Annotated in this window: 19 protein-coding genes; 9 read left to right on the top strand and 10 right to left on the bottom strand. The window is 67.8% G+C overall.

Annotation, left to right across the window (positions count from 1 at the left end):
• Positions 1 to 3: 3 nt before the first annotated feature.
• The 8 genes from KBW98_RS09575 to KBW98_RS09540 all read right to left on the bottom strand — a co-directional run bounded on the left by KBW98_RS09575 (position 4) and on the right by KBW98_RS09540 (position 13091).
• Positions 4 to 2355, bottom strand: coding sequence for a DNA internalization-related competence protein ComEC/Rec2 (locus KBW98_RS09575; protein WP_211519898.1), 2352 nt, complete (start codon positions 2353 to 2355; stop codon positions 4 to 6).
• Positions 2356 to 2470: 115 nt separating this feature from the next.
• On the bottom strand, positions 2471 to 4171 hold the full coding sequence (locus tag KBW98_RS09570; protein WP_211519897.1) for a T6SS immunity protein Tli4 family protein: 1701 nt from the start codon (positions 4169 to 4171) through the stop codon (positions 2471 to 2473).
• 20 nt (positions 4172 to 4191) lie between these two features.
• Positions 4192 to 5895 carry a triacylglycerol lipase gene (locus tag KBW98_RS09565; RefSeq protein WP_211519896.1) on the bottom strand — a complete coding sequence of 568 codons (1704 nt, stop codon included), beginning with the start codon at positions 5893 to 5895 and terminating at the stop codon, positions 4192 to 4194.
• Positions 5892 to 8771 carry a type VI secretion system Vgr family protein gene (locus KBW98_RS09560; RefSeq protein ID WP_211519895.1) on the bottom strand — a complete coding sequence of 960 codons (2880 nt, stop codon included), beginning with the start codon at positions 8769 to 8771 and terminating at the stop codon, positions 5892 to 5894. Before KBW98_RS09560 ends, KBW98_RS09565 begins: the two co-directional genes overlap by 4 nt.
• A gap of 133 nt (positions 8772 to 8904) precedes the next feature.
• Positions 8905 to 9720, bottom strand: coding sequence for a TatD family hydrolase (locus KBW98_RS09555; protein WP_211519894.1), 816 nt, complete (start codon positions 9718 to 9720; stop codon positions 8905 to 8907).
• A 1-nt stretch (position 9721) separates the two neighbouring features.
• Positions 9722 to 10417, bottom strand: coding sequence for a lipoprotein-releasing ABC transporter ATP-binding protein LolD (gene lolD / locus KBW98_RS09550; protein ID WP_211519893.1), 696 nt, complete (start codon positions 10415 to 10417; stop codon positions 9722 to 9724).
• A complete protein-coding gene (locus KBW98_RS09545; RefSeq protein WP_211519892.1) occupies positions 10410 to 11675 on the bottom strand; it encodes a lipoprotein-releasing ABC transporter permease subunit in 1266 nt (421 codons plus the stop codon). The genes lolD and KBW98_RS09545 overlap by 8 nt, the downstream gene beginning before the upstream one ends.
• A 147-nt stretch (positions 11676 to 11822) precedes the next feature.
• Positions 11823 to 13091 (bottom strand): lipoprotein-releasing ABC transporter permease subunit, encoded by a 1269-nt coding sequence (locus tag KBW98_RS09540; RefSeq protein ID WP_211519891.1) that lies wholly within the window; start codon positions 13089 to 13091, stop codon positions 11823 to 11825.
• A 156-nt stretch (positions 13092 to 13247) separates the two neighbouring features.
• On the opposite strand from KBW98_RS09540, the gene KBW98_RS09535 reads away from it, so the two are divergent.
• The 3 genes from KBW98_RS09535 to KBW98_RS09525 are packed head-to-tail and all read left to right on the top strand — an operon-like array spanning position 13248 to position 17081.
• Complete coding sequence (locus KBW98_RS09535; protein WP_211519890.1) at positions 13248 to 14267, top strand: hypothetical protein; 1020 nt, start codon at positions 13248 to 13250, stop codon at positions 14265 to 14267.
• Positions 14264 to 15967, top strand: a complete 1704-nt coding sequence (gene recJ, locus KBW98_RS09530; protein ID WP_211519889.1) for a single-stranded-DNA-specific exonuclease RecJ — start codon at positions 14264 to 14266, stop codon at positions 15965 to 15967. Before KBW98_RS09535 ends, recJ begins: the two co-directional genes overlap by 4 nt.
• Before the next feature lie 4 nt (positions 15968 to 15971).
• Entirely contained in the window at positions 15972 to 17081 is a 1110-nt protein-coding gene (locus KBW98_RS09525; RefSeq protein ID WP_211519888.1) for a metallophosphoesterase, read from the top strand.
• 241 nt (positions 17082 to 17322) lie between these two features.
• Here the strand turns inward: KBW98_RS09525 and KBW98_RS09520 are convergent, their stop codons facing one another.
• Positions 17323 to 18396 carry an MBL fold metallo-hydrolase gene (locus tag KBW98_RS09520; protein ID WP_373888923.1) on the bottom strand — a complete coding sequence of 358 codons (1074 nt, stop codon included), beginning with the start codon at positions 18394 to 18396 and terminating at the stop codon, positions 17323 to 17325.
• A gap of 297 nt (positions 18397 to 18693) precedes the next feature.
• On the opposite strand from KBW98_RS09520, the gene KBW98_RS09515 reads away from it, so the two are divergent.
• The 4 genes from KBW98_RS09515 to KBW98_RS09500 are packed head-to-tail and all read left to right on the top strand — an operon-like array spanning position 18694 to position 23452.
• Positions 18694 to 19857 (top strand): exo-alpha-sialidase, encoded by a 1164-nt coding sequence (locus tag KBW98_RS09515; RefSeq protein ID WP_211519886.1) that lies wholly within the window; start codon positions 18694 to 18696, stop codon positions 19855 to 19857.
• Positions 19857 to 20600 (top strand): hypothetical protein, encoded by a 744-nt coding sequence (locus KBW98_RS09510; protein WP_211519885.1) that lies wholly within the window; start codon positions 19857 to 19859, stop codon positions 20598 to 20600. The genes KBW98_RS09515 and KBW98_RS09510 overlap by 1 nt, the downstream gene beginning before the upstream one ends.
• Positions 20601 to 20637: 37 nt before the next feature.
• Positions 20638 to 21405: a hypothetical protein gene (locus KBW98_RS09505; protein WP_229429087.1), complete on the top strand. Its 768-nt coding sequence runs from the start codon at positions 20638 to 20640 to the stop codon at positions 21403 to 21405.
• A gap of 28 nt (positions 21406 to 21433) precedes the next feature.
• Positions 21434 to 23452, top strand: a complete 2019-nt coding sequence (locus KBW98_RS09500) for an LTA synthase family protein (protein ID WP_229429086.1) — start codon at positions 21434 to 21436, stop codon at positions 23450 to 23452.
• Between the two features lie 160 nt (positions 23453 to 23612).
• On the opposite strand, the gene KBW98_RS09495 is transcribed toward KBW98_RS09500, so the two are convergent.
• On the bottom strand, positions 23613 to 24065 hold the full coding sequence (locus KBW98_RS09495) for a DUF4440 domain-containing protein (RefSeq protein ID WP_211519884.1): 453 nt from the start codon (positions 24063 to 24065) through the stop codon (positions 23613 to 23615).
• Positions 24066 to 24183: 118 nt separating this feature from the next.
• Between KBW98_RS09495 and KBW98_RS09490 the strand changes: the two genes are divergently transcribed.
• Entirely contained in the window at positions 24184 to 24621 is a 438-nt protein-coding gene (locus KBW98_RS09490) for an MbcA/ParS/Xre antitoxin family protein (protein ID WP_211519883.1), read from the top strand.
• Between the two features lies 1 nt (position 24622).
• The gene (locus tag KBW98_RS09485) at positions 24623 to 25309 is read left to right on the top strand and encodes an RES family NAD+ phosphorylase (RefSeq protein WP_211519882.1); all 687 of its coding nucleotides are present in this window, start codon (positions 24623 to 24625) and stop codon (positions 25307 to 25309) included.

Genomic DNA, 25309 nt, shown 5'->3' with positions numbered 1-25309 from the left:
CGCCTAGCGGCCGTGCCAGTAGCGCGCAGCCGTCCGGCGCTGTTCGCTGACCTCCAGCCTCCGGCCGAAATGCAGGCTCACCGCGCCCGATTCGTCGGTGCGCAGGCGGCGGATGCCCAGTTCGCCATAGCGGGCATAGACCTCTTTCTTGGGATGCCGGTAGCGGTTGCGGTAGCCGACCTGGAACAGGCCCACGCTCGGCCCGACCGCTTCCAGGAAGGCGGTGGTCGACGAGGTGCCGCTGCCGTGGTGCGGCGCGAGCAGGACGTCGGCGTGCAGGCCCTGCGGAACGCGGCGCAGCAGCTCGCTTTCCTGGGCCGCTTCGATATCGGCCGCCAGCAGGATCGCCCTGTCCCCCGCACTGATGCGCAGCACGCAGCTGCACGCATTGGCCTTGAGCGCGGGATCGGCGTAGCTGGCGGGGTCGGGCCCCAGCATCTCGAACAGGACGCCATCCCAGCGCCACCCCTGGCCGGCGCCGCAGCGCGCATGGCGGGCTGCTGCGCGCAGCGCCGGATGCGAAGGCGGCAGCGAGGACAGGACCTCTGCTACCGGCAGCGTGGACAGCAGGTCGGCGGCGCCGCCCGAGTGATCGAGGTCGCCGTGCGAGACCACCAGCGCATCGAGCCGTGCGATCCCGCGCGCGCGCAGGTAGGGCAGGATCACCCGTGTGGCGCCGTTGGCGCCGGGCGCGTACTGGGGGCCGGTATCGTAGAGCAGCCGATGGCGCTGCGTCTCGACCAGCAGCGCCATGCCCTGGCCGACGTCGAAGGCGGTGACGCTGAACTCGTTCGGCGGCGGCGCCGAGGGCAGCTGGGCCAGCAGCGGGCTCCATGCGGCCAGGCCCGCCCAGCGATGCGGCCAGCCGCGCGGCGCCAGCAGCCACGCGGTGCCAAGGAGCGCCAGCGCCAGGATCCAGGGCGCGGGAGCGGGTGCGCTCCATACCGCCAGCTGCGGCGCGGCCAGCCAGCCCAGGATGGCGGCCAGCAGCTCGACGGCGGCGTGCGCGGCGCTCAGTACCGCGCCCGCCAGCGGCGCCGGCAGCACGCTGCCGAGCAGCGCGAGCGGGGTCACGAACAGGCTGATCACCGGGATCGCCAGGGCATTGGCGAGCGGGCTGACCAGCGACACCTGCCCGAACAGCAGCAGGGTGAGCGGCACCAGGCCCACCGTGACTGCCCATTGGGTGCGCGCGGCCGCCAGCAGGCTGCCGCGCCACCCCTGCTGGGGCCGCCCGACGCGGCCGACACTGGCGTACAGGATGGCCGCCACCGCGCCGTACGAGAGCCAGAAGCCGGGCCACAGCATCGCCCAGGGGTCGAACATCAGCACCACCCCGAGCGCCAGGCACAGGACATGGGAGGCCGAGGTGATCCGCCCCAGCCAGAGTGCGAGGGCGACGACGGCCAGCATGGTGAAGGTGCGCTGCGCGGGGACCCCGAAACCGGCCAGCAGCACATAGAGCAGCGCCACCGCGGCGCCGGCCAGGGCGGCGACTTTCTGGGCGGGCAAGACCAGCGGCAACTGGGCGGTGGTGAAGAAGGAGCGCCGCCACAGGAAGGACGCCGTCCATGCCGCCAGGCCGGCCAGCATCGTGATGTGCAGGCCGGAGATCGAGACCAGGTGGCTGATGCCGGTGCGGTTGAACACGTCCCAGTCGGACTGGGCGATGCCGCGCTGGTCGCCGATCACCAGGGCGACGATCACGCCGGCGTAGGGCTTGTCCGCCAGGGCGCCGGTAATCCGGTCGCGCAGCCGGGCCCGGGTACGCTCCACCAGGCTGCGCGCGCTCGGAACCCACGCGTCGACGCGGCGGTTGCCCCGTCCCGCCGGACGGACGTAGCCGGTGGCGCGTATGCCCTGCTCCAGCAGCCACGCTTCGTGGTCGAAGCCATGCGGGTTTGCGTTGCCGTGGGGGCGCTGGAGGCGTACGAGCAGGCGCCAGCGCTCGCCGGGTTGCACCAGGCGCGGGTCGGCTGCCTGCTGGCCGTACCAGGACAGGGCCACGCGCCAGGGCAGCGGCACCCCGTGCGTCTCGACCTGCTCGATCCGGAACTGGAAACGCACGCCGCCGTCGAAGCGGTGCGGGAGGCTGTCGATGGTGCCGACGATGGCCAGGTCGCGGCCCTCGTCGGATGTGTTCAGGCCCTCGGACAGCGCGAGCTGCGCCATCGATGCCGCCCACAGGAAACCCAGCAGGCTGCCGACAAGGACGTGCCGATATACGCCGCGCAGGGCGACGGTCGCGGCTGCGGCGACCAGCAGGCAGATCAGGAGGCCGACTGTGTCCGGCAAGGCCGGCCTGGTCTGCAGGAACCAGGCTCCCCCCAGGAATGCAAGAATGGCAGTGCGCATCAGCTGGTACTCGCACAACGTCCTCGTTACAGGTACCCCGGCCCGGGTACATCAGCAGCGATCGGGCCGACTCCTTGCTGCTTTCCCGGTGCTGCCCATGGAACCACATTCCTGCCTAGGATGATCCTGATGCACGCAAGCCCGGCGACCCGGATCCTGCGCTGGAGCCATGCGCTTCGCTACCTGATTCCGCAAGACGGACCAGTTGCCAGGCGCTACGGCGATGGATCAGCTCAGGATGACCCGCCCCGCGGCCATGCACCTGGGCGCGGAATGTCGCCGCCGGCAGCACGCTGCCCGCGGCGAACCAGCGGGTCCCATCGAGTGCATGACTGTCTTGGCAGCGCCACCAGCCGCTTGCCGGACACGCTGCGCCGGTCTTCGCGACGCTGCCGATGGGCGCCTCGATGCTGGCGCCAGGTGTCGCTGCGGCCGGCACGACGCCCCCATCCATGCCAGGCAATGCGTTCGCAAGCCCGGCTGGAGGCGGGATGCGAGCGCTGCTTCGCTTGTCTGCGAGTGTCCACAATGTGGGATTGCGGGTTTCGTAGCTGGGCTGCATGCCGCGCAGCCGCTGCCACAAGGTCGCCGGCGGAAGCAGCAGTGCCTGCGGCATGCGCTGTCCCTTTTTAAGGAACTGACGTTCACCGCCAAGTACGCCGACCCCATCGCCCCCGTCGCCACACTGCCACCACCCTGTCTCCGGACAAATCTCGCCTGCGAGCGTACTTGTGCCAAGCGCGACCGGCGAAGGCGCCGACTGGGCAAGCTTGGCGGACGCGCTAGGGCGTATCCGAATGCTGCTCGACATACGCTCCCACAGTTCCAGCAAGACCTCCTCGGACAGCGACGACTGGACAGGTTTGCCTCCGCTGACCGGGTTGGTTCCCGCTCCCAGTTCCAGTGTCAGCAAAGGCGCAAGGAAGTCGTCCTCCTTTCCCGCCATTTCCCATTGGAAGTCATACCCCGTCGTGAAGTTAGTCTCGCGTATCCGTAACAGCAATTCTTCACCCGGCAGGCCATTGATCGTACGCGGGCGCTCCCGAAGGTTCGTAAAGGCCAGGCGCATGAAAAGCGGTTCCCGCTCCGCCGCAGCCGCATTGCGCGCCAACAGGCCGGGCGCGGGCGCGGTACCGGCCATCGTGGAGAGGACGATATTGACGTCGGGATGGTCCGGGAAGCCAGCGAACATGACGACACTCTCGCCTTCAGGGTCCGGATAGGGATCGCGGACGATCGCGTGATCGAGGCAAAAGCCGGATTCCGCAGGAATTTCCTCCGTCGCCAGCGGCCGGATACGTCCGAGCAACCGGGCCAGTTCGGCGCCGCTAGCGAAGTCCATTCCCTCGGCGCTGGCTGTGATGCTCAAACCCGGGAAACGGAGCATGCCACGCACGCTCACATCCTCGATCGACACAATGCGATCGTCTTTCACCGTTCTTGCACGGCGCCGGTTAAATACGAAGACCTTACCGCGCCCTGCTTCAAGCGAAAGCACCTTGCTTGATTCGAGACTGGGTCGGCCATTCTCGTTACGGGCGGTGGACACTTCCGCCTCAAACTGGCGGAGACGCGCTGAAAATTCCTCGTCGGTTTCATGGACGGAGGTCGATATGTCGTAGCCGCTCACGAATCCGCGACCGATATTGAATGGAGCGTGCGCCGGGATATCGATTAGGAAGCGTCCTACGCAAACTGTCTTCATCTTACTCATCATGTTCGCCGCCTTCCGCTGGTCTTGCACGGTCTGTACTGAATTGGCCAGGAACGAGACCAGCGTGAGTCCCAACGCCACCAGTGCCCCTACGACTTTCATCCGTCGGCTCCCCAGCCGCATCATTTGACTTCCTGCACGATCTTCACGATGAGATGCCGCGTCAACAGCAGCATGTCGTCGTGCTGATAGCTTTCCTGATGCCGGAAACCTCCTGGAGCGAAGATCTGACGCACATGCGGCTGCGGTCCTGCCCCCGACTGGACAGGCACCGTTTCATCTCCATGTGCATCCTGTGGCCAGACCGAAAAGCTGAGACGGAGACCATTCGCGATTTCAACCTCGCGCGTTCCGTCTGGATCGGACTTGACATGCTGCGCCAATCGGATGTTCGCCGGTGTGAGTGCAGTGCTAACGCTGACGGGTTCGCGCGCTACCCACCTGATGTGTCCATAGGTACGTAGCGTACTGTCGGCGCCATAGAATGCATACGTGTGAGGATGGTAGTACGGCTGACTCTTTTCCTCAGTGGCGGCGTCGACCAGAAGTTCCGTGTGAAAGCGCTCCGCGGCATCAATCGCAGCGGTGATGTTCTTTTCGAGACCGCCTTTTTGTTGCCGGTAGCGCCGAGCAGGATCAGCCAACGCCGGATCAATCATCCGGTACCACGACTTCATATCGCGATAGAAGTCATAGGGGTTGCCGTCCGGGAGCGCGAGCAAATCGCGTACTTCGTCCTTCCGGTTGACGGTACGAACGGTCTTGATCTGTAACCAGGGTCTAGGGTAGAGCTGATTTGGCAACAACTGCAGTATGCCGGGTGAAAATGCCATGACCGGCGTTGTTTCCGCCGCTGATTTCCCCGCGATGATTGCGAAAGCATCCGCCTTGATGTTGTCCCCCAAGGTGTTCGTGAAGTGACCGCCCTCGGTGCCGCAAGCTATCCGCCGATACGCAACCGGCGCCCCCAGCGCTGGCATGACGCCGTGGATAATGCCAGCAATATCGGAAGCGGATCCTTGCTTTGTCTGGCTCAGTCGGGCGCAGGCGCGCGCTACCAGTCCACCCATCGAATGGGTCACGATAATCACGTGGCGGCATTCGTGCTTCCGCTCTGTCCAGAACTTCTTGATCTGGTCAATCCTGTCACGCAAACGCCGGCCCGACACCTCGCAGGATTCGAGCCAGTTATAGCCGAAGGCATATACGGGATACTGATAGGCCGAATACTTCTCCAGCTCCGCCTCCGTCACTCTTTGAATATTGCGGACGCCCCAGCGTTGCGGTTCAACTTGCATGACGCGTTTCCAGTACGGACGGACCTCCCGTTCACCGCTCGGTCCTCGCCGGTAGGTCTTGTCCAGGCGCCGTTGCAGATCGATCAGGACGCCGCCGTAGGAGGCGGCGTGCACCTCGCCCCAGCCACGCTCGCGCATCTCGGACTCGTCCAGCATCGAGGCCGAATAAGCGAGTTCACCATCAGGGTCGACCTCGAGGATGGAGGGATCGAGGATCCGCTGCCGCTGGGCTGGCGGTCGCTTGGACCATTTGCGAACCTCGCTCGCGGAATCGACCAGCCCGCTCGGCGGCCGCCATGCGGATTCCCCCGGCTTGAGTACGGCGCCAGGCTCAGGTTTCAAATCCTTCCGCGCCCGCAGGTTCGACCCCATGATCCCCGGCACGAAAATCACGGGCATCACCTTGCGCGACCCCACTGTCACGCGCGCCCTTACCTTGAAGGCGGTGGGCGTGGCAACGGTATGCGCCACCAGGCTGCCGTCGGCTTCGACTCTCGGCTGGTGGATGGGGCGGGTCGGTTCGTTCATGCCCGGTCCGCTGCTGGAGGGTTGGGGTCGGCATCCGGGTCGTCATCGGGCAGCAGGCGTAGTTCGATGTCGCCCATGGCATAGGTGTGCAGGATGCTGGTGCGCCCCTCGTCGTCGGTGACGCCTTCGATGGTGGTGCCGTCCTCGTGGCGGGCGATGTAGCGCCGGCCCTTGGCGGGCATGCTGGTCTGGCGGTCGATCACGACCACCCGCTCGTCGGTCTCGAGCGCCGTCTCCGGCAGCTTCAGCCCGACCGGGGCGCCGCCGCCTCCGGTCAGGTAGTCGACGCCGCCGGACTTGACCACGTGCTTGCCGCTGCTCTGGTGGGTGATGGCGCCGCCGTCCCAGTCGGTCTGGGCGCCCTGCGACACCACCTTGACCGCCGGCGCCTCGAGCTCGATGCCCTTGGCGGCGATCAGGCGCAGGTGGCCTGAGGACTTGATCTCGATGTCGCCCTTGTCGGTCTGGACCACGATATTGCCCCGCCCCGCGATCAGCCGCAGGCCGAGTTCGTAGGCGAAAAGGTTAAGCGCGCGCGCGGCGCGCAGGAACAGGCTGCGCCCGGCCGCGACTTCGGTGTCGCCGGCCGACACCAGGTCGATCTTGTTCTGGGCCCCGAGGGCGATGTTGTCCTCGCTGGCCAGCATGACGCCGGCCGGCGCGGTCACGGCGGCCACCGGCTGCCCCCCCTTGGCGGTCGCCGGCGCGACGTTGGAGCCCTCGTGCCAGCGGCGCAGCTTGTCGACCAGCTCGGCCAGGCGCGGCTTGGCCTGTTCGTATTCGCCGTGTTCCGCCGCCAGCTTGCCGAGCTCCTCCAGCACACCCTGCATCACCTCGCCGATCCCGACCAGGCCGCCGCGCTCGAGCTGGCCGCCGCCATCGTCGTGCTTGCCGCCGGCGCTGATGAGGACGCCTTCGCCGCCGCGCACCGCCACCGCCTTGTCGCTGCGCAGCTCGGCGCCCTCGCCGCGCGGCGCGCCCCGGCCGTTGGCGCGCGGCGCGCCCAGCCAGCCGAGATTGAGTTCGGATGCGCCATGCTCGCTGGCCAGCTGCACCGCGATCTCGCCCGGCGTGTCGTCGAACAGCAGCTGGCCGCCGCGCGTCCCGCCCACTTCGTGGCTGCGCATGCCGGACAGGTAGCGGTTGCCCGGCAGTTCGCCCAGGCGGCTCAATGCCGGCGGCCGGGACCGTCCGTTGAACAGCTGGGACAGGATGACCGGGCGGTCCGGGTCGCCGCCGAGGAAGGCAACCAGCACCTCGCTGCCCACCCGTGGCAGGCCGAGCGTACCCGCCTGCTGCTTGCTGCCCGGGCCGCCGCCCGCCCAGTTCGAAGCGACCCGTACCCAGGCCGAATCGGCCGGGGTGTCCGAGGCGCCGGCGCCGTGCGCATGGCGGTGGTCTTGCGGGCGCATGCCGGGGAAGCGGATCTTGACCCGCCCCAGGGCGTCGCAATGCACTTCCTCGCCCGGCGGACCGGTCACGATCGCGCTTTGCAGTTGCGGATGCGGCAGGTCGGCGCGCGGGTCGAAGGCCGGCACCAGCGGAATGCCGCGCCGCACCGCATCGAAGCTGACGCGCACCCGCGCGCCCGCCATCAGGCTGGCCAGGGTGTTGCCGCGCTGGCCGGCGAAGGTGGCGCCGCCATCGTCGAGGTAGGGGCCCATCAGGCGGCGCACCCGCGCCGCCACGTCGGCCGGAAGGTTGCTCTCGGCCTCGATGCGCAGCGACGTCACGACGAAGTCGCGTTCGGCGGCCGGGTGGGTGTCGATCTCGGGGTGATCGAGCAAGGTGAAGTATTCGCCGGCGCGCAGGTCGCGCACCGAGCCCTCGCCGTGGAAGCACTTGGTCTCGAATTCGTGGCGGTTCATGCGCACCTGGCCCAGGCGCCAGTGGTCCTCGACGTCGTTGCCGGCGTGCGGGATCTCGACCACGTAGTCGTCCAGGCTGGCCGCCAGCTCGTTGCCGCTGCGTCCCTGGTCGGCCATGCTGCGCGCCGAGGTGGTCATCAATTGCGTGCCGATCGGGTTGCGGTAGTCCCAGCTGTGGCGCGTCGTGCTGCCCGGCTGCAGGCGGCGTGCGGCGCACCAGGAATCGATGCTGTCGCGCTCCTCGGTGGCGTCGTTGCGGTGGTAGCGCACGCTGCCCGCGCTGCTGCGCGGCAGCGAGTTGGGATTGGCGAACAGCACCAGGGTGTGGGACGGCACGGCGTCGCGCTCGGCGTCCAGGCCATCTTCCTGATCCCGGCCCTGGCGCATCCTGCCCGAGCGGCCCGGCCGGAAGGTCCACGCGACCCCGCGCCGTTTCAGCAGGCGCCGCACGAAGGCGGCGTCGGATTCGTTGTGCTGCATGGTCTGCTCGCGCGGCGGAAACTGGCGCAGGTCGAACAGCGGATCGAGCTCGTAGTCGAAGGCGCTGGCCATCACCCCATTCGACTGGCTCCATTCCTCGAACAGCAGCTGGACGATGTCGAGTTCGCTCTGGTAGCGGAACACGCGGCTGTTGATGCGCTTTTCCATGATGGCCAGCGCGTCGCGGATGACCAGCTGGTAGACCGCGAGGCCGCCGTCGTAGTCGCCGGCGCGCGCTTCCGCCACGATGCCGCACACGCCGCGCAGCTGGCCGCGGTCCGTGACCAGCTGCACCTCGGCGGGCAGCGCGATGAGTTCCTTGAGTGGCAGTCGCGGCGTGCTCGCCACGCAGGTCACCACATACTCCAGACCGCCGCACACGGATTCGCTGCCGCTGACGCGCTGCGGCAGCAGGACTTCGTCGGCAAGGTGGTCGGCATGTCCGAGCCGCAGGCGGATAGGCCGGTGGGCAGTCGTCAGCGACTTCTCGTGCTGCAGCATGCGCAGGAATTCGCTCGCGCTGTCCAAGTGTGTCTCCTGTCGGGGATGGCCGCTGTCGCAGCGAAGACATCATCTTGACAGAGGGGCACCTGGCGGAGCTTGCTCGCGATCATGCGTAACAGGCTGAACTTCCCTGTATTGACCTGGTCGGCGGATGGTATCAGAGAGCAGCAATAAGCGACTGCAGCGACTCCAGGCGGGGGATCGCCGCCAGGGCGTTGCGGTGGGTTGCCAGCCGGATTTCCTCCTCTTCCAGGCCGCGCAATGCGGCCAGGGTAGCGCCGATGCGCGGCAGCTCTCCGGGGCTGTTGCGGCCCGGGTGGATCCAGGCCGGCGCGATGTCGGGCGCGTCGGTTTCGAGCACGATCGCGTCGAGCGGCAGCTCGGCCGCGAGGCGCCGGATCTGGAGCGCGCGGGTGAAGGTCATGGCGCCGCCAAAGCCCAGGTGGAAACCCAGGTCGATGAAGTTCTGCGCCTGCTGGAAGCTGCCGTTGAAGGCGTGCGCGATGCCGCCCGGCGGGATAATCTGGCGCAGGTGCTTGAGCACCTGGTCCTGCGAGCGGCGCACGTGCATCAGGGCCGGCAGGCCGAAGTCGCGCGCGATGCGCAGCTGCTCGCGGAAGAAACGCTCCTGCTTGGCGCGCATGTCCGGTTCGCACAGCATCGGAATGAAGAAATCCAGGCCGATCTCGCCCACCCCCACGAAGCGCGGATCCCCCAGCGACGCTTCCACCGCCGCGCGCAGCGCGGCCAGGTCCTCGTCCGCCGCCTGGGGCACGAAGATCGGATGGATGCCCAGCGCATAGCAGGCATTCGGGATACTTGCCGCGAGCCCGGCGACAGTGGCGAAATTGCCGCGGTCGACGGCCACCAGCACGATCATCGACACCCCTGCCTCCCCCGCCTGGCGCGCGATGTCCACGGCGGCGCCGCCGAATTCATGTGCATCCAGGTGGCAGTGGGTGTCGATCCACATATCAAGCTTCCAGCGGCTGCAGGCCGTGCTCGGTCAGGCGCAGCATGCGGTCGCAGCGGCGCGCCAGTTCCATGTCGTGGGTGACGATCACGAAGGCGGTGCCAAGGGTGCGCGAGAGTTCCAGCATCAGGTCGAAGATGTTCTGGGCCGTGCTGTGGTCCAGGTTGCCGGTCGGTTCGTCGGCCAGCACGCAGGCCGGCTGGGTGACGAGGGCGCGCGCCAGGGCCACCCGCTGGCGTTCGCCGCCGGACAGCTCGCCCGGACGGTGGATCACGCGCTTGCCCAGGCCCACGCGTTCGAGGATCGCCTGGGCCTTGGCCATGGCGCCGTCGCGCTTCTCGCGCCGGATCAGGAGCGGCATCATGACGTTGTCGAGCGCCGAGAATTCCGGCAGCAGGTGGTGGAACTGGTAGACGAAGCCGAGCGAGGTGTTGCGCAGTTCGCCGCGGCGCGCTTCCGACAGCGTGGCGAAGTCCTCGCCCAGCAGGGTCACGGCGCCGGTGCTGGGCGTATCGAGCCCGCCCAGCAGGTGCAGCAGGGTCGACTTGCCCGAGCCCGAGGCGCCAACGATGGCCACGCGCTCGCCGCGATGGACGGCGAAGTCGATGGCGTCGAGCACCTGCACGGTGTAGTCGCCCTGCTTGAAGGTCTTGCCCAAGGCCCGGCAAGCCAGGACCGGTGCTCCGTGATTATTCATAGCGTAGCGCCTCCGCAGGTTTCACGCGCGCGGCGGAGCGGCTCGGGTAGAGGGTGGCGGCGAAGGCCAGCAGCACCGAGACCACGCCGATGCGGGCCACGTCCGGCCAGCGCATATCGGACGGCACGGTACTGATCAGGTAGATATCTTTCGGCAAGAACTGCACTCCCAGCAGGTTTTCAATAAAGGGGACGATGACGTCGATGTTCAGGGCCACCAGCACGCCCAGCAGCACGCCGGCGGCGGTGCCGAGCAGGCCGATCACGGCGCCCTGGATCATGAAGATCTTCTGGATCGAGGCCGGCGAGGCGCCCAAGGTGCGCAGGATCGCGATGTCGGCCTGCTTGTCGGTTACCGTCATTACCAGGCTCGAGACCAGGTTGAAGGCGGCCACCGCGATGATCAGGGTCAGCACGATGAACATCATCTTCTTTTCGGTCTGGACCGCCGCAAACCAGTTGGCATTGAGCTTGGACCAGTCGCGCATCACGACGCCGGCCGGCAAATACGCCTTGAGCTCCTCGGCCACCTGGGGCGCATCGCGCACCTGGGCTATGCGAAGGCGCAGGCCGGCGGGCGCGCCGAGGCGCTCCATGCGCTGGGCGTCCTCGATGTGCACGAAGGAGAACGAGGCGTCGAAATCCGGGTGGCCCGACTTGAAAATGCCGACGACGGTGAACGAACGGGTGCGCGGCAACATGCCGGCCGGGGTGGTCTGGGCCTGGGCCAGCAGCATGGTCAGCTTGTCGCCCACGCCCACGTTCAGCGAGCGGGCCAGCAGGTCGCCCAGCACGATGTTGAACCGGCCCGGCTGGAGGTCTTCGAAGCGGCCCTGCACGATCTGGCGGGCCACGTCCGACACCTTTTCCTCTTCGCCCGGCAGCACCCCGCGGATGGCCGAGGGGCGCATGGCGCCGTCGCGCAGCAGCATGGCCTGGGTCTCGACGAAGGGCGCGGCGCCGCGCACCGCCGGGTGCTTGCCGGCCTGCAGGGCGGCTTCGCGCCAGTTGGGCATGCCGCCGTCCTGGCCGAACACCTCGACGTGGGCCAGCACCGACAGCATGCGGTCGGTGACGTCCTTCTGGAAGCCGTTCATCACCGACAGCACGATGATCAGGGCCGCCACGCCGAGCGCGATGCCGGTCACGGAGATCAGCGAGATGAAGGAGATGAAGCTGTCGCGGCCGCTGCGCTTGCCGGCGCGGGTGTAGCGCAGGCCGACCAGCCATTCGTAGGGCAGTGTCTGGATGATGCTCATGTGTTCCTGATGCTTCCTCGGATCGTAGGGTGGACGGCTCCGCCGTCCACGCGGTGATAGGCGGACGTCGAGCTGCCGCGAGCATGCCGGATGCCGTTGAACGCGTGGACGGGAGACCCGTCCACCCTACGGCAGACTTCCCTGGTCTCACTCATAGCGCAGCGCCTCGGCCGGCTTCACCCGCGATGCCGACCAGCTCGGGTAAATGGTGGCCAGGAAGGACAGCAGCACCGCCACGCCCGCGATCCAGCTCACGTCCTCCCAGCGCAGGTCGGACGGGATCTCGTCGATCAGATAAACCTCCTGCGACAGGAAGCGCACCTTGAACAGGTGCTCGATCCCGGACACGATCACGTCCACGTTGGCCGCCACCAGCACGCCGGCGGCCACGCCCAGCGCGGCGCCCAGCAGGCCCACCAGGGTGCCCTGCACCATGAAGATCTTCATGACCGAGCCGGGCGAGGCGCCCAGGGTGCGCAGGATGGCGATGTCGGCCTGCTTGTCGCGCACCGTCATCACCAGGGTCGACACCAGGTTGAAGGCGGCCACCGCGACGATCATGGTCAGGATGATGAACATCATGCGCTTTTGCGACTCGACGGCGGCGAACCAGATCGCGTTGACCTTGGTCCAGTCGCGCATGATCAGCTGGCCCGACATCGACTGGCGCAGTTCCTCGGCCACGCGCGGGGCCTGGTGCAGGTCGGCCAGGCGCAGGCGGATGCCGCTCGGCGCCGGCGCGTTCAGCGCGCCGGCCGCGTCTTCCAGGCGCATGAAGCCGAGCGCCGAATCGAACTCGAAATGACCGGCCTCGAAGATCCCGCCCACCACCAGGGCGCGGGTCTGCGGCAAAGCCTCTTGCGAGGCGCCCGGCACGCCGGACCCCAGCAGCAAGGTGACGCGGTCGCCCACCTTCACGTCGAGCGCACGGGCCAGGGCGCTGCCCAGCACGATGTTATAGGCGCCCGGCTGGAGCGCATCGAAACTGCCCTGCTTGACCTGGCGCGTCACGTCCGAGACCTTGGCTTCCTCCCGGGGCAGCACGCCGCGCAGCAGCACCGGCTTCATCACGTCGCCGCTCAGCAGCATGGCCTGGGCGTCGAGGAAGGGCGCGACGGCGCGCACCTCGAGATTCTCCAGCGCTTCCCGGCTGGCCCTGCGCCAGTCCGTCATGGCGCCGTGGGCGTCGTAGACCTCGACGTGGGACAGCACGGACAGCATGCGGTTGGTGACTTCCTTGGTGAACCCGTTCATCACCGACAGCACCACGATCAGGGCCGCGACGCCGAGCGCGATGCCGGCCACCGAGGCCATCGAGATGAACGAAATGAAGCGGTTGCGCCCGCTGCGCTTGCCGGCGCGGGTATAGCGCAGGCCGATCTGCCATTCGTAGGGAAGCTTCTGGGTGGTGCTCATGAAATCCGGTTCAGGGTCGTCAACCCCGCAGTTTGCCAGACAAACCGCTTCCCTTGCATGAATTGTTAAAAAATACAGATTGCCGGGGTAACAAGGGCCGGCCGAAAAAGCCTGCCGCAGTATTCGTCCAGGCCCGGTTTGGCCTAAAATAGAGGGATGTCTTCCATCACGCTTGTCCTGCCTTACGCACTCCCGCTTCCCGAATTCGCCCCCGACCTGGTGCGCAACCTGGACACCCCGGCCCTCGCCGCCCTGCTCACGCGCAGCGCCCGCCATGGGCGGGTGCCGGTGAGCGAGGAGGTGCGCGCCCTGCCGCACGAGCAGTGGCTGGCGCGCGCCCTCGGCGCGGGTCCGGACGGCCAGCCCGCGTTCGCCGGCGCCGCCATGCGCGGCTTCGGCCTGGCGCCAGGCGACGGCACCTGGTTCATCGTCAACCCGGCCCACATCCAGATCGCGCGCAGCCACCTGATGATGGCCGACCTGCGCCACCTGGCGCTGAGCGAGGACGACAGCCGCGCGCTGTTCGAGGCCGCGCGCGCCCTGTGCGAGGACGCCGGCCACCCGCTGGTCTACGGCGACGCCCAGACCTGGTTCCTGCGCGCCGACGACTGGGCCGGGCTGGACACCGCCACGCCGGACACGGCCGTCGGCATGGACCTGATCGACTTCATGCCCAAGGGCGAGCAGGCCAGGGCCTACCGCCGCCTGCAGAACGAAGTTCAGATGCAGTGGCACAGCCATCCGGTCAACGCCGCGCGCGAGGGGCGCCGCCTGCCCGCCGTGAACGCCTTCTGGCTGTGGGGCGCCGCCGGCCGTCCTTCCGCTGCTTCCGCGCCCAGGCTGGCGACCTACGCCGCGCCGGGCTGGCTGGCCGCGCTCGGCGCGCACAAGCTGGCTTCGCTCGGCGAGCTCGATGGCGCGCTGGAGGACAATACCCTGCTCGTGGCCGGCAGCCTGGCGGAATCGGCCATCGCCGCCGACTGGGGCAGCTGGATCATGGGCATGCGGCAGCTGGAAGAACAGCTGTTCGCGCCCCTGCTGGCCGCCTTGCGCCAGGGCCGCGTGCGCGAGCTGCGCCTGGTCCTGAGCAGCCGCGAAGGCCTCCTTGAATCGACGACTACCGGCATGGCCCAGCGCAAGTTCTGGCGCCGCCCGACTTTGGAACGACTGACTTGAGCATCAAGACCCGCATCGCCACCCGTCCCTGCCCCTTCCGCACCTCGGAACTGCTGCGCCAGGGCGGCGTCCACCCCGTGCTGGCCCGTATCTACGCGGCGCGCGGACTGGAAGACCCGCGCGAGCTGTCGAGCGAGCTGGCGGCGCTGTCGCCGCCCGCCGGCCTGAAGCACATCGACGCCGCCGCCGTTTTCCTGGCCGACGCTATTCAAAGCGGCAAGAAGATGACCATCGTCGCCGACTACGACTGCGACGGCGCCACCGCCTGCGCCACCGCCCTGCGCGGCCTGCGCGCGATGGGCGCGCAAGTGGACTACATCGTGCCGAACCGCTTCGAGTACGGCTACGGCCTGACCCCGGAAATCGTGGCGCTCACCGCACGCGAGAAGTCGCCCGACATCATCATCACGGTCGACAACGGCATCGCCAGCATCGACGGCGTGCTGGAGGCGAACGGACGCGGCATCGACGTGGTCGTCACCGACCACCACCTGCCGGGCGACGCCCTGCCGCCGGCGCGCGTGATCGTCAACCCGAACCAGCCGGAGTGCGGCTTCCCCAGCAAGCACCTGGCCGGCGTGGGCGTGGTGTTCTATGTGCTGCTGGCCCTGCGCGCGGAGCTGCGCCGGCGCGGCGTGTTCGACGCCCAGACCCAGCCCAAGCTCGACAGCCTGCTCGACCTGGTGGCGCTGGGCACGGTGGCCGACGTGGTGCGGCTGGACGCCAACAACCGCATCCTGGTGGCCCAGGGCATCCGCCGCATGCGCGCGGGCCGCATGCATGCCGGCGTGGCCGCCCTGTTCCGCGTCGCGGGACGCGAAGCGCGCTGCGCCTCGCCCTTCGACCTCGGCTTCGCCCTCGGCCCGCGCCTGAACGCCGCCGGCCGGCTCGAGGACATGTCGCTCGGGATCGAATGCCTGGTCACCGACGACGAGGGCCGCGCCTGGGCCATCGCCCAGCAGCTCAACGAGATCAACCTGAAGCGGCGCGAGATCGAGGCCGAGATGCAGGACACCGCGCTGCTCCACCTCGACAGCTTCGAGCCCTCGGGCGCCAGCACCATCGCCGTGTTCGACGAAGGCTGGCACCAGGGCGTAATCGGCATCGTCGCCTCGCGCCTGAAGGAGAAATTCTACCGCCCGACCATCACTTTCGCGCCCGCCGGCGACGGCTGGATCAAGGGCTCGGGGCGCTCGATCCCGGGCTTCCACCTGCGCGACGCCCTCGACCTGGTGTCCAAGCGCGTGCCCGGCCTGATCGACAAGTTCGGCGGGCACGCGATGGCGGCCGGCCTGTCGATCCGGGCCGACGCCTTCCCGCATTTCTGCGACGCCTTCGAGGCCGTCGGCCGCGCCTGGCTCACCGAAGCCCAGCTGGAACGCATCATCGAGACCGACGGCCCGCTGGAGGACGAATACTATTCGACCCAGTTCATCGAGCTGTGCGACGGCCAGGTCTGGGGCCAGGGCTTCGCGCCGCCGGTGTTCTGCGACGAATTCCGCGTGGTCAGCCAGCGCGTGCTGAAGGAGCGCCACCTCAAGCTGCTGCTGGAAAAGAACGGCCGCCGCTACGACGCCATCTGGTTCGGCCACAACGAAGGCCTGCCGGAGCGGGCGCGCGTGGCCTTCCGCCTGGACGCCAACGAATACAACGGCGTGACCAAGGTCCAGCTGCTGGTCGAGCACGCGGAACCCGCCTGAGGCGATGTTCAACATCGTCCTCAACATCGCCGGCTCGCTGATGCACCTGTACGTGGCCGCGCGCCTGTACCGCATCGACGCGATCCGTTCCCGCATCCGGCCGCGTGGCTGGGCGCTCGGCGCCCTGCTGCTCTGGCTGGTCTACCTGGGCGGCGTGCACCTGGGCGACGAAGCCCTGGACTGGCGCTGGTGGCCCGGTCAGTTCGCCATGACCTGGCTCGGCATCCTGTTCCTCATGTCGTCCTGCCTGCTGCTGGCGGACCTCGCCACCGGCTTCGGTTTCTGGTGGCGGCCGCACAAGCGGAAGCTCACCGCCGGCGCCGCCTTGGCCGGCATCCTGGTCAGCGCCTTCGCGATCTACCAGGGCGTGCGTACGCCGCTGGTGGTCGAGCATGAAGTCGTGCTGCGCGGCCTTCCGCCCGCCCTCGACGGCACCGTGCTGGTGGCGCTGAGCGACATCCACCTGGGCGCGCAGCGCCGCGCCGACTGGATGGAAAAGGTGGTCGCGCGGATCAACGAGGTGAATCCGGCCGCCGTGCTGCTGCTGGGCGACCAGGTGGAAAGCGATCCGCCCAGCGATCCGCACCTGGCGGGCGTGCTGCGCGCCATCCGCGCCCCGCGCGGCGTCTGGGCCGTGACCGGCAACCACGAATACTACGGTAACGCCGCCGCGACCATCGCCGAGTTCTCGGACGGCGGCGTGCACTGGCTGCGCGACCAGCGGGTCGAACTGCTGCCGGGCTTGACTCTGGCGGGCATCGACGACATCGGCAGCCGCCTGCGCAGCGGAGGCACGGTTCTTTCGGGCCTGGAGCGCCTGTATCCGGCGCCGGCACAGGGCGCGACCATCCTGATGGCCCACATCCCCGCCGCCCCGGTCATCGAGCGCGCCGCTGCGCGCGGCATTGGCCTGATGCTGTCCGGGCACACGCACGGCGGCCAGATCTGGCCCTTCAATTACCTGGTGGCGCAGCGTTTTCCCTACGTGGACGGCGCCCACAGCGCCGGCGATCTGCAGGTCATCGTCACCCGCGGGGCCGGCGGCTGGGGACCGCGCATGCGTTTGTGGAAGCCGGGCGAGATGCTCAAGCTGACCTTGCGCGCTCCACGCTGAGCACTAGGGTCTATCTGACTGAGTCTGCGCCGCAGTTAGTTTTTCGTAGGGTGGACGGCTTTGCCGTCCACGCGGCGATAGTTTGCATCGAGATCATCCCGCACGAGAGCGGAGCCTCTGCCTATCACCGCGTCCACCCCACCCAATCGCGCCAATAAGGATCTTGTCGGCTCCGCGCTCAGTCAGGCAGACCCTAGATCCCTCCCCATGCGCACATTCCGGTGCACAAGCCGCCGGAATCCTAGGGGCGCGGCTTGTAGGTCTCGCCGATCGCCATCACGAAGAAGTCCTCGTCAGCCACGCCCTGCGCCTTGCGCGCCACGGCCAGGTCGCGCGGCGCCTGGTCGAGCCGTTCCTGGCCCATCGGGAAGGTCCCCCAGTGCATGCCGACGCTGCGCTTCACCTTCAGCTCGCGGTGGATCCGCACCGCCTCGTCCGGACTGACGTGGGAATTGCGGTACCACACCGGCTGGTAGGCGCCGATGCCGATCGCCGCCAGGTCGAAGCCCGCATACTGCGCCGCGATGTCCGCGATGTCGCGCGAGTAGCCCAGGTCGCCCGAGAAGAAGAAGGAGAAGCCCGGCCGCGTCACCGCATAGGCGCCCCAGAGGGTGGCGTTGCGGTCCCAGGGCGTGCGCGCGGACCAGTGCATCACCGGCAGCAGGCGGATCTCGTGGCCCCGTAGCGCGACCTTGTCCCACCAGTCGAGGCGCACGATGCGCGAGCGGTCGCCGTCCGTCACGTTCTCTTCCAGCCAGACATCCACGCCCAGCGGCGCCACCAGCAACGGCGGCCCGCCCGCTTGCCGGTACAGGCTGCGCAGCGACTCCTGCGACAGGTGGTCGTAGTGCGAGTGGCTGATCAGGATCGCATCGACATGCGGCAGCTCGGCCACGGCCAGGCCGGGGGGCTGGTGGCGCTTGGGGCCGGCGAAGGACAACGGGGAGGCGCGCTCCTCGAACACCGGGTCGGTCAGGATGTTCAGCCCGCCCCCGGTCTGGAGCAGGAAGCTGGCGTGGCCGATCCAGGTCAGGGCCGGCTGCGCCTTGTTCGCGTGGATGAAGGCTAGGTCCGGCTTGCGCACCGGGATCGGCGCCAGCGGCAGGCGTTCGGACCCGTCCGAGGCCCAGTTCTTCACCCGCGCCACCCAGCCCTCGATGAAGCCGGTCTGCGGGCGCCGGTAGGCCGGATTCGAGGGATAGTTGTTCACGAATCCCTCGCGCCGGTGATGCGGCTTGGCGTCGTCGTAGTACGGATTGATGCCGGCGCACCCGGCGAGGAACAGGCCGGCCGCAAGGCTTGCCAAGGAAATCACGTAGCGCATGGGCGACAAAAAGCATCTGGAAGTTGGGAAATTCGCACGAGTATACGCGCTCACGCCGCTTATCCTTGCCAGCCTGTCATTTTCCGCGTTCCTGTTACAAACTCCGCGTTGTTCAGCGCTCTCAGTTTCCTGTAGGATATCGCTTTTTTCGCGGGTAACTCTACTGGCGGCAACCCCGCCCCGGAGCGCTCCGAAATAGCTCAGCCGAGGCTGCCGTCTAGCGGCGCCGGTAACGTGAACGTCCGGACATCGTCCCTTACCTGGGAAGGTTTCCGCTACTGGAAGAGTATGGAGCGTCACCAGAACCCGCAGTCGCGCCGCATCAACTGGACAGTGCTCGGCTGCGCCCTGGTCGTCCTGCTCATTGCCGGCGCCGAAAGCCTGCGCTGGGCCTCCCGGACCCGCTCCGCCAGCACACCCAGCATTCCCCAGGCCGTGTCGCCCGGCCGGGTCGCGCTGACCGAACTCTCGCGCTCCCATATCCCGATGCCGGCCGGCGTCCCTTCCGCCCATGCCAGCGCCCTGGCCACCCTGCCGGGCGACCGCATGCTGGCCTTCTGGTGGGCCGGCAGCCGCGAAAGCGGCCCGGACGTCAAGGTCTATGCCTCGCGCTGGCGCAACGGCGGCTGGAGCGCCCCCTGGGAAGTCGCCAGCCGCGCCTCGCTCGGCAAGGCCCTGGGCTTTGGCGTGCGCCGTATCGGCAACCCGGTGGCCTGGACCGACCGCGACAGCCGCATCCATTTGTATGTCGTGGCCACCGGCCTGGGCGGCTGGGCCGCCTCGCGCGTGGCCCACATGGTCTCGACCGACCACGGCGCCAGCTTCCAGGTACGGCGCATGCTGCCGATGTCGCCCTTGTTCAACACCAGTGTCCTGGTGCGCACCAATCCGGTCGGCATGGCCGACGGCGGCTGGTGGCTGCCGCTGTATTTCGAAATCGGCATCAAGTACCCGATGCTGATGGCCTTCGACGCCGCCGGCGACCCCACCTGGCTGGGCCGCATTGGCGAGCGCACCACGACCCTGCAGCCGGCCATCGTGCCGGTCTCGGCCACCGAAGTGCGCGCCTGGATGCGCGACGCCAGCGACGAGCAGCGCGTCCAGCAGGCCACCAGCCGCGACGGCGGCAGCAGCTGGGAGGACCAGCCGGCCCTGGACCTGCCGAACCACGGCACTTCGCTGGCGGTGATCCGCCTCACCAGTGGCCAGTACCTGATGCTGCACAACCATGTCGAGGCGGGCGGCTCCTCGCGCAGCACCTTGCGCCTGTCGATCTCGAACGACAGCCACGCCTGGCGCACCGTCGCCGACGTCGCGCGCGGCCCGGCCGGCGACGAGTTCTCCTACCCGACCATGCAGCAGGTCGGCGACGAGCTGCACGTCACCTATACCCACCAGCGCCAGTCCATCGCCCACCATCGCTACCGCATCGCGCCTGGAGAATCTATCTGATGAGTTTGCCCGACCTGACCTGGCAGATGGTGTACGGACGGCTGGCCTGGGCCATCGTCCTGGCCACCCTCCTGATCGCCCTCGTTCCCGGCGCCTGGCGCCACAGCCGCCGGCTGCCGCTGGCCGCGCTCGGCCTGATGGCGCTCGCCTGCCTGCTGCCGGGCCAGGCCTCGCCGGCCTGGACCCTGGGCCTGGCCTTCCAGTACCCGAGCGCCCTGCTCACCAGCTGCTGCCTGCTCAAGCTGCTGGACCGCCGGCGCGGGCTACGCGCCATCTGCGCCCTGCCCCCCGGCCTGGCCGCCCCGCTGGCGATCGCCGGCGCCGCCCTCTACCTGGACGCCTTCGGCCTGATCTCGCAGGGCTATTATTATGCGGGCTTCTCCGCTACCGGCGTGCCGATCCTGGCCGTGTTGGCCAGCGCCGCCTGCGCCGCCGCCGTCATCCGCGACCGCAGCCGGCGCCAGGCGCTGCCGCTGCTGGGCGCCTTCCTGCTGTTCTCGCTGCTGCGCTTGCCCACCGGGAACGTCTGGGACGCGGTGCTCGACCCGATCCTGTGGGCCTGGGCCCTGGTCGCCCTCGCCACCGCCGCGCTGCGCCGCCTGCGCCGCCTGCCGGCCGCCCACGACACCCAGCCGGAGCCCACGCCGGGCCTGGCGGCCGACCTGCCGGTCCTGAGCGTGGCCGGCATCGACCCGTATTCAACCATCAAGGAGCAAGTCAGTGGTAAAGTCAGCAGCAAATAACCGCACGAGGAATTGGCTCGCGCATCCGGCCATCGCCATGGGGATCGCCGTCAACGTGTTCGTGCTCGGCCTGGCCGTGGCCTGGTCCGGACCGGATCCCAAGCAACTGTGGCGCCTGCTGGGCGAGGACGGCATCGTCGAATGGATGCAGTTCCTCTGCTTTACCGTCATCGCCGGCCTGCTGGCCTTCGTCACGATCGAACGCGTGCGCCAACCCGATTCGGGGCGCCTCGAGATCCTGGCCCTGGCCGGCCTGAGCCTGCTGGTGGCCCTGGCCGCCGTCGAAGAGATCAGCTGGTTCCAGCGCGTGCTGCAGGTGCAGTCGCCCGACTTCTTCCTGCAGAATAACCGCCAGGCCGAGACCAACCTGCACAACCTGGCGGTCGGCAGCGGCAGCCTGCACAAGAACGTCATCCTCAAGCTGATCGTAATTACCGGCTTGATCCACAACCTGATCCTGCCGCTGCTGGCGCGTTCGCGTCCCGGCGTCAAGACCTTCGTCGAGCGCTTCGGCCTCTACCTGCCGCCGCTGGCCGCCTCGGTTCCCTACCTGGTGCTGGTGATCCTGTCGCACCTGCTGATCGACCACCCGCGCAAGGGCGAACTGGGCGAGATGTTCGGCGCCGTGCACTACCTGGCGACCGTGTTCGGCGCCTACTTCGTCGGCGTGGCCTACCAGCGCACGCCGCTGTTCGCGGGCGCCGTCGAGGGCCGCCGCGTGACCACGCTGTTCGCGATGCTGCTGGCCTTCCTGCTGCTCGTGTCCTGGCTCCTGAGCGCCGGCGTCGGCGCAACCGGCGCATAACCACTACCTTGACCGTTCGGGGGCGCCGATGCGCATCGATCCTGAAGCCATCTTCAACCGGCCGACTTTCGGCCGGCAACCCCTGAAGGCCAGCGCCGCCTGGCTGGCCCGCCTGACCCGCTGGTCCGGCCCCTACGTCAGCCTGGTCCAGATGCTGGCGATCGGGCTGGTGCTGCTCTCGCTCTCGCGCATGGGCCTGATGGCCTGGCAGTGGGAGCGGGTCGCGGCCGGCGGCGTGGCCGGGCAGATGCTGGTCCAGGGCGTGCGCGCCGACCTGATCCTGCTCGGCTACCTGTTCGTCCCGCCGCTCCTGCTGGCGCCCCTGCTGGCCCACCGCGCCAGCGCGCGCGCCTGGCGCATCCTCACCGTTGCCTGGGCGGCCCTTGGACTGGTGTTCGTGGTGTTCATGGAAGTATCGACGCCGCAGTTCATCATGCAGTACGACGTGCGCCCGAACCGCCTGTTCATCGAATACCTGGCGCACCCGCGCGAGGTCTTCGCCACCTTGTGGCATGGCTTCCGCATCGCCCTGCTGCTGGGCGTGGGCGCCACCATCGTGCTGGGCGTGACCCTGTTCCGCCTGCTCAAGGCGGCGTCGCGCAACGCCAGCCCCTGGTCCGCGAAGAAGCTATTCCTCACCTGGCCGCTGATCGTGCTGCTCGTGTTCTTCCAGATCCGCTCCACCACCGCGCACCGTCCGGCCAATCCGGCGATGTTCGCCCTGACCAAGGATGCGATGGTCAATTCGCTGATCGTCAATTCGCCCTGGTCGGTGCTGGACGCGATCAATGCGATGGGCAAGGAAGCCAAGTCGTCCGAGATCTACGGCAAGCTGCCGCGCGAGCGCATCCTGGCCCAGGTAAAGGCCGCTCCCTGGCTGAAGGACTACCGCTTCCCGAACGCCGAGCTGCCGACCCTGCACCGCCAGGTGGCCGCGGTCCCGCGCGCCAAACCCCTGAACCTGGTGATCGTGCTGGAAGAAAGCCTGGGCGCGACCTTCGTGCAGTCGCTGGGCGGCCTGCCGGTCACGCCGGAGCTCGAACGGCTCAAGGGCGAAGGATGGTGGTTCGAGCAGCTGTACGCCACCGGCACCCGCTCGGTGCGCGGCATCGAGGCCGTGGTCGCCGGCTTCGCGCCGACCCCGGCGCGCAGCGTGGTCAAGCTGTCGCTGGCCCAGCAGAATTTCTACACCCTGGCCGCGGGCCTGGGCAAGCAGGGCTACCACACCGAATTCGTCTACGGCGGCGAAGCGCACTTCGACAACATGCGCAGCTTCTTCACCGGCAACGGCTTCCAGAACGTGGTCGACCAGGCCCAGATGCAGCCAAAGTTCGTCGGCAGCTGGGGCGCCTCCGACGAAGACTTGTTCGACAAGTCGCTCGAGCGCCTGAAGCAGCTGCATGACCAGGGCAGGCCTTTCTTCAGCCTGATTTTCAGCTCGTCGAATCACGAGCCCTTCGAATTCCCGGATGGGAAGATCGCCCTGCACGATCCGCGCAAGCAGACCGTCAACAACGCCGTCAAGTACGCCGATTTCGCGCTTGGCAAATTCATCCGCGCTGCCAGGCAGCAGGATTATTGGAAGGACACGGTGTTCCTGATCGTGGCCGACCACGACAACCGGGTCTACGGCAACAGCCTGGTGCCGATCAAGAAGTTCCACATCCCGGGGCTGATCCTGGGCGCGGACATCCAGCCCAAGCGCATCGCCACCATCGCCAGCCAGGTGGACCTGGGGCCGACCCTGCTGTCCTTGCTGGGGGTGTCGAGCGAGCACCCGATGATCGGCCGCGACTTCGCCCGCGACGATACGACGCCAGGGCGGGCGCTGATCCAGTTCAACGATTATTTTGCGTGGCTGGAGGATGCGTCGGCTACCATCCTGCGGCCTGGGCAGGCGCCGCTGCTGGCGAAGTACGAGGCGGCGACCGGGAAGGTGGACTTCAATGCGGGGACGCCGACGCCGGCGCAGGTGGAACAGGCGATGGCGCATGTGATGCTGCCGTCGCTGTTGTACCGGGAGCAGCGGTATCGGTTGGAGAAGTAGTTAGCTCATGCACGTCGTTCCGGCGAAGGCCGGAACCCAAGTCCGTCGCGTCCCACCGGCGCGAGGCGACATCGATACGCTAGCAAACTTGGATCCCGGCCTTCGCCGGGATGACGACACGAAGGGTGGAGGCTAGAAAATCAGCGCAGGCTTGCAGACCTTACTTCTTGCACTCACAAAAATCCGACCCCCGGTCGAACACGACCTTCCACTTCCCCGGCGCTTCCAGCCGCCAGATCGAATTGAAGCGCCCGATCTTCTTGCCGCTGCGGTCGTAGACCGGCCCGCCGCTGTAGGCCAGCGTCCCCGATTCCACCACCTCGACCTCGTCCGGTTCCCAGGAGAACGGCGCCTCGGGCTTGTCGTAGTACTTGCGCCAGCCCTGGGCCACCGCCTGCTTGCCGCGCAGCGCGCCCTCACCGGACATGAAAATGGCCTCATCCGCCACGAAGCGGGTAAAACCGTCGAAGTCGCGTGCCTTCATGGTCGCGGCGAAAGCGCGTTCGCTGTCCGCCACCTGTTTCTTGAGGTCCTCTTGGGACACCCTTGCGCTGCTGGCCGTGGCCGCCAGCATGAGGCAGCCGGCCAGCAGGGAAATCGTACGTAGACGCATGGACAAATCCTTTTCGATTTGGCAAGTTTAGAATTCTGTCATGGTACCTCGCACTTGACAACCACCGGTTGCAAATACTCCAAAAACGGAGTATAACGAATCCATAACCGGAGGAACCATGAGCCTAGCGTATTCATACCCCAAGAGCCGATTCGAGCCGGCCGTGCTGGTCGACCTGAATTCGAAGGCCGAGCGCGAGCGCTTGTCGTGCTCGGCGCTGAAGGGCTTTTTCAAGCTGGCCGGGGCCTGGCAGCTGCGTGAGGACGATGCCCGCGAACTGCTCGGCGGCCTGTCCTCGTCCTCGTACTACGACTGGAAAAAGAACCCGGACCGGGTGCTCGAAGTCGACCGCATCACCCGCATTTCCTACTTGCTGGGCATCTACAAGGCCCTGCATATCCTCTACGGCGACAAGCTCGCCGACGAATGGATCCACCTCCCCAACACCAATCCGGTCTTCGCCGGACGCACGCCGCTCGCCTACATGCTCGGCGGCGGGTTGATCGCCATGCAAACGGTACGCAGGCTGCTGGACGCGCGCCGTGGAGGCCTGTGATTTGAGGCTGATTCCCAAACTCACCCCGCTGCGCCAGTTCGATACCTGCCGCCTGATTCCATCCCGCTTCGCCGACCTGGAAGATTCCGTCCTGGCCCCGCTGGCCGAGGACGACGACGTGCTGCGCGACCTGTTCGACCTCGACAACGCCACCAACGAGCGCCTGCGCGGCGAATCCGGCCTGCTGCCTGGCATCGGCATGGACGAGCTGGTGTTCGGCGTGCCGAACTTCCGCATCATCAACGCGGCCTATACCTATGCGCGTCCGGAAGGCAGCCGCTTCAACGACGGCGAGCGCGGTGCCTGGTACTGCGCCTTCGCGCTCGAAACCTCGCTGGCCGAAGTCATCTTCCACAAGACGGTCGAGTACCACGAGATCAACCGCTTCGACGACAGCGTCAGCTACCAGTGCCTGCTGGCCGATTTCAGCGCGCCCTTCCACGACCTGCGCGGCATCGACGCCTACCGCGATTGCCTCGATCCGCAGAGCTACGTGGCTTCGCAGGCCCTGGCGGCCGAGCTGCTGGAGGCCGGCTCGATGGGCGTCCTCTACCCCAGCGTGCGGCACCAGGGCGGCACCTGCCTGGCCTGCTTCCGTCCCGCGCTGGTGGGGAATGTGCGCAAGGCCCAGTCGTATCGGTTAACATGGCGGGGTTCGCCGCAGCCCGCGGTGGAGATTTTGAGCTGA

Source organism: Massilia sp. ST3, assembly GCF_018119405.1.
GTDB lineage: Bacteria > Pseudomonadota > Gammaproteobacteria > Burkholderiales > Burkholderiaceae_D > Telluria.
This window is presented reverse-complemented; position numbering and strand designations above follow the sequence as displayed.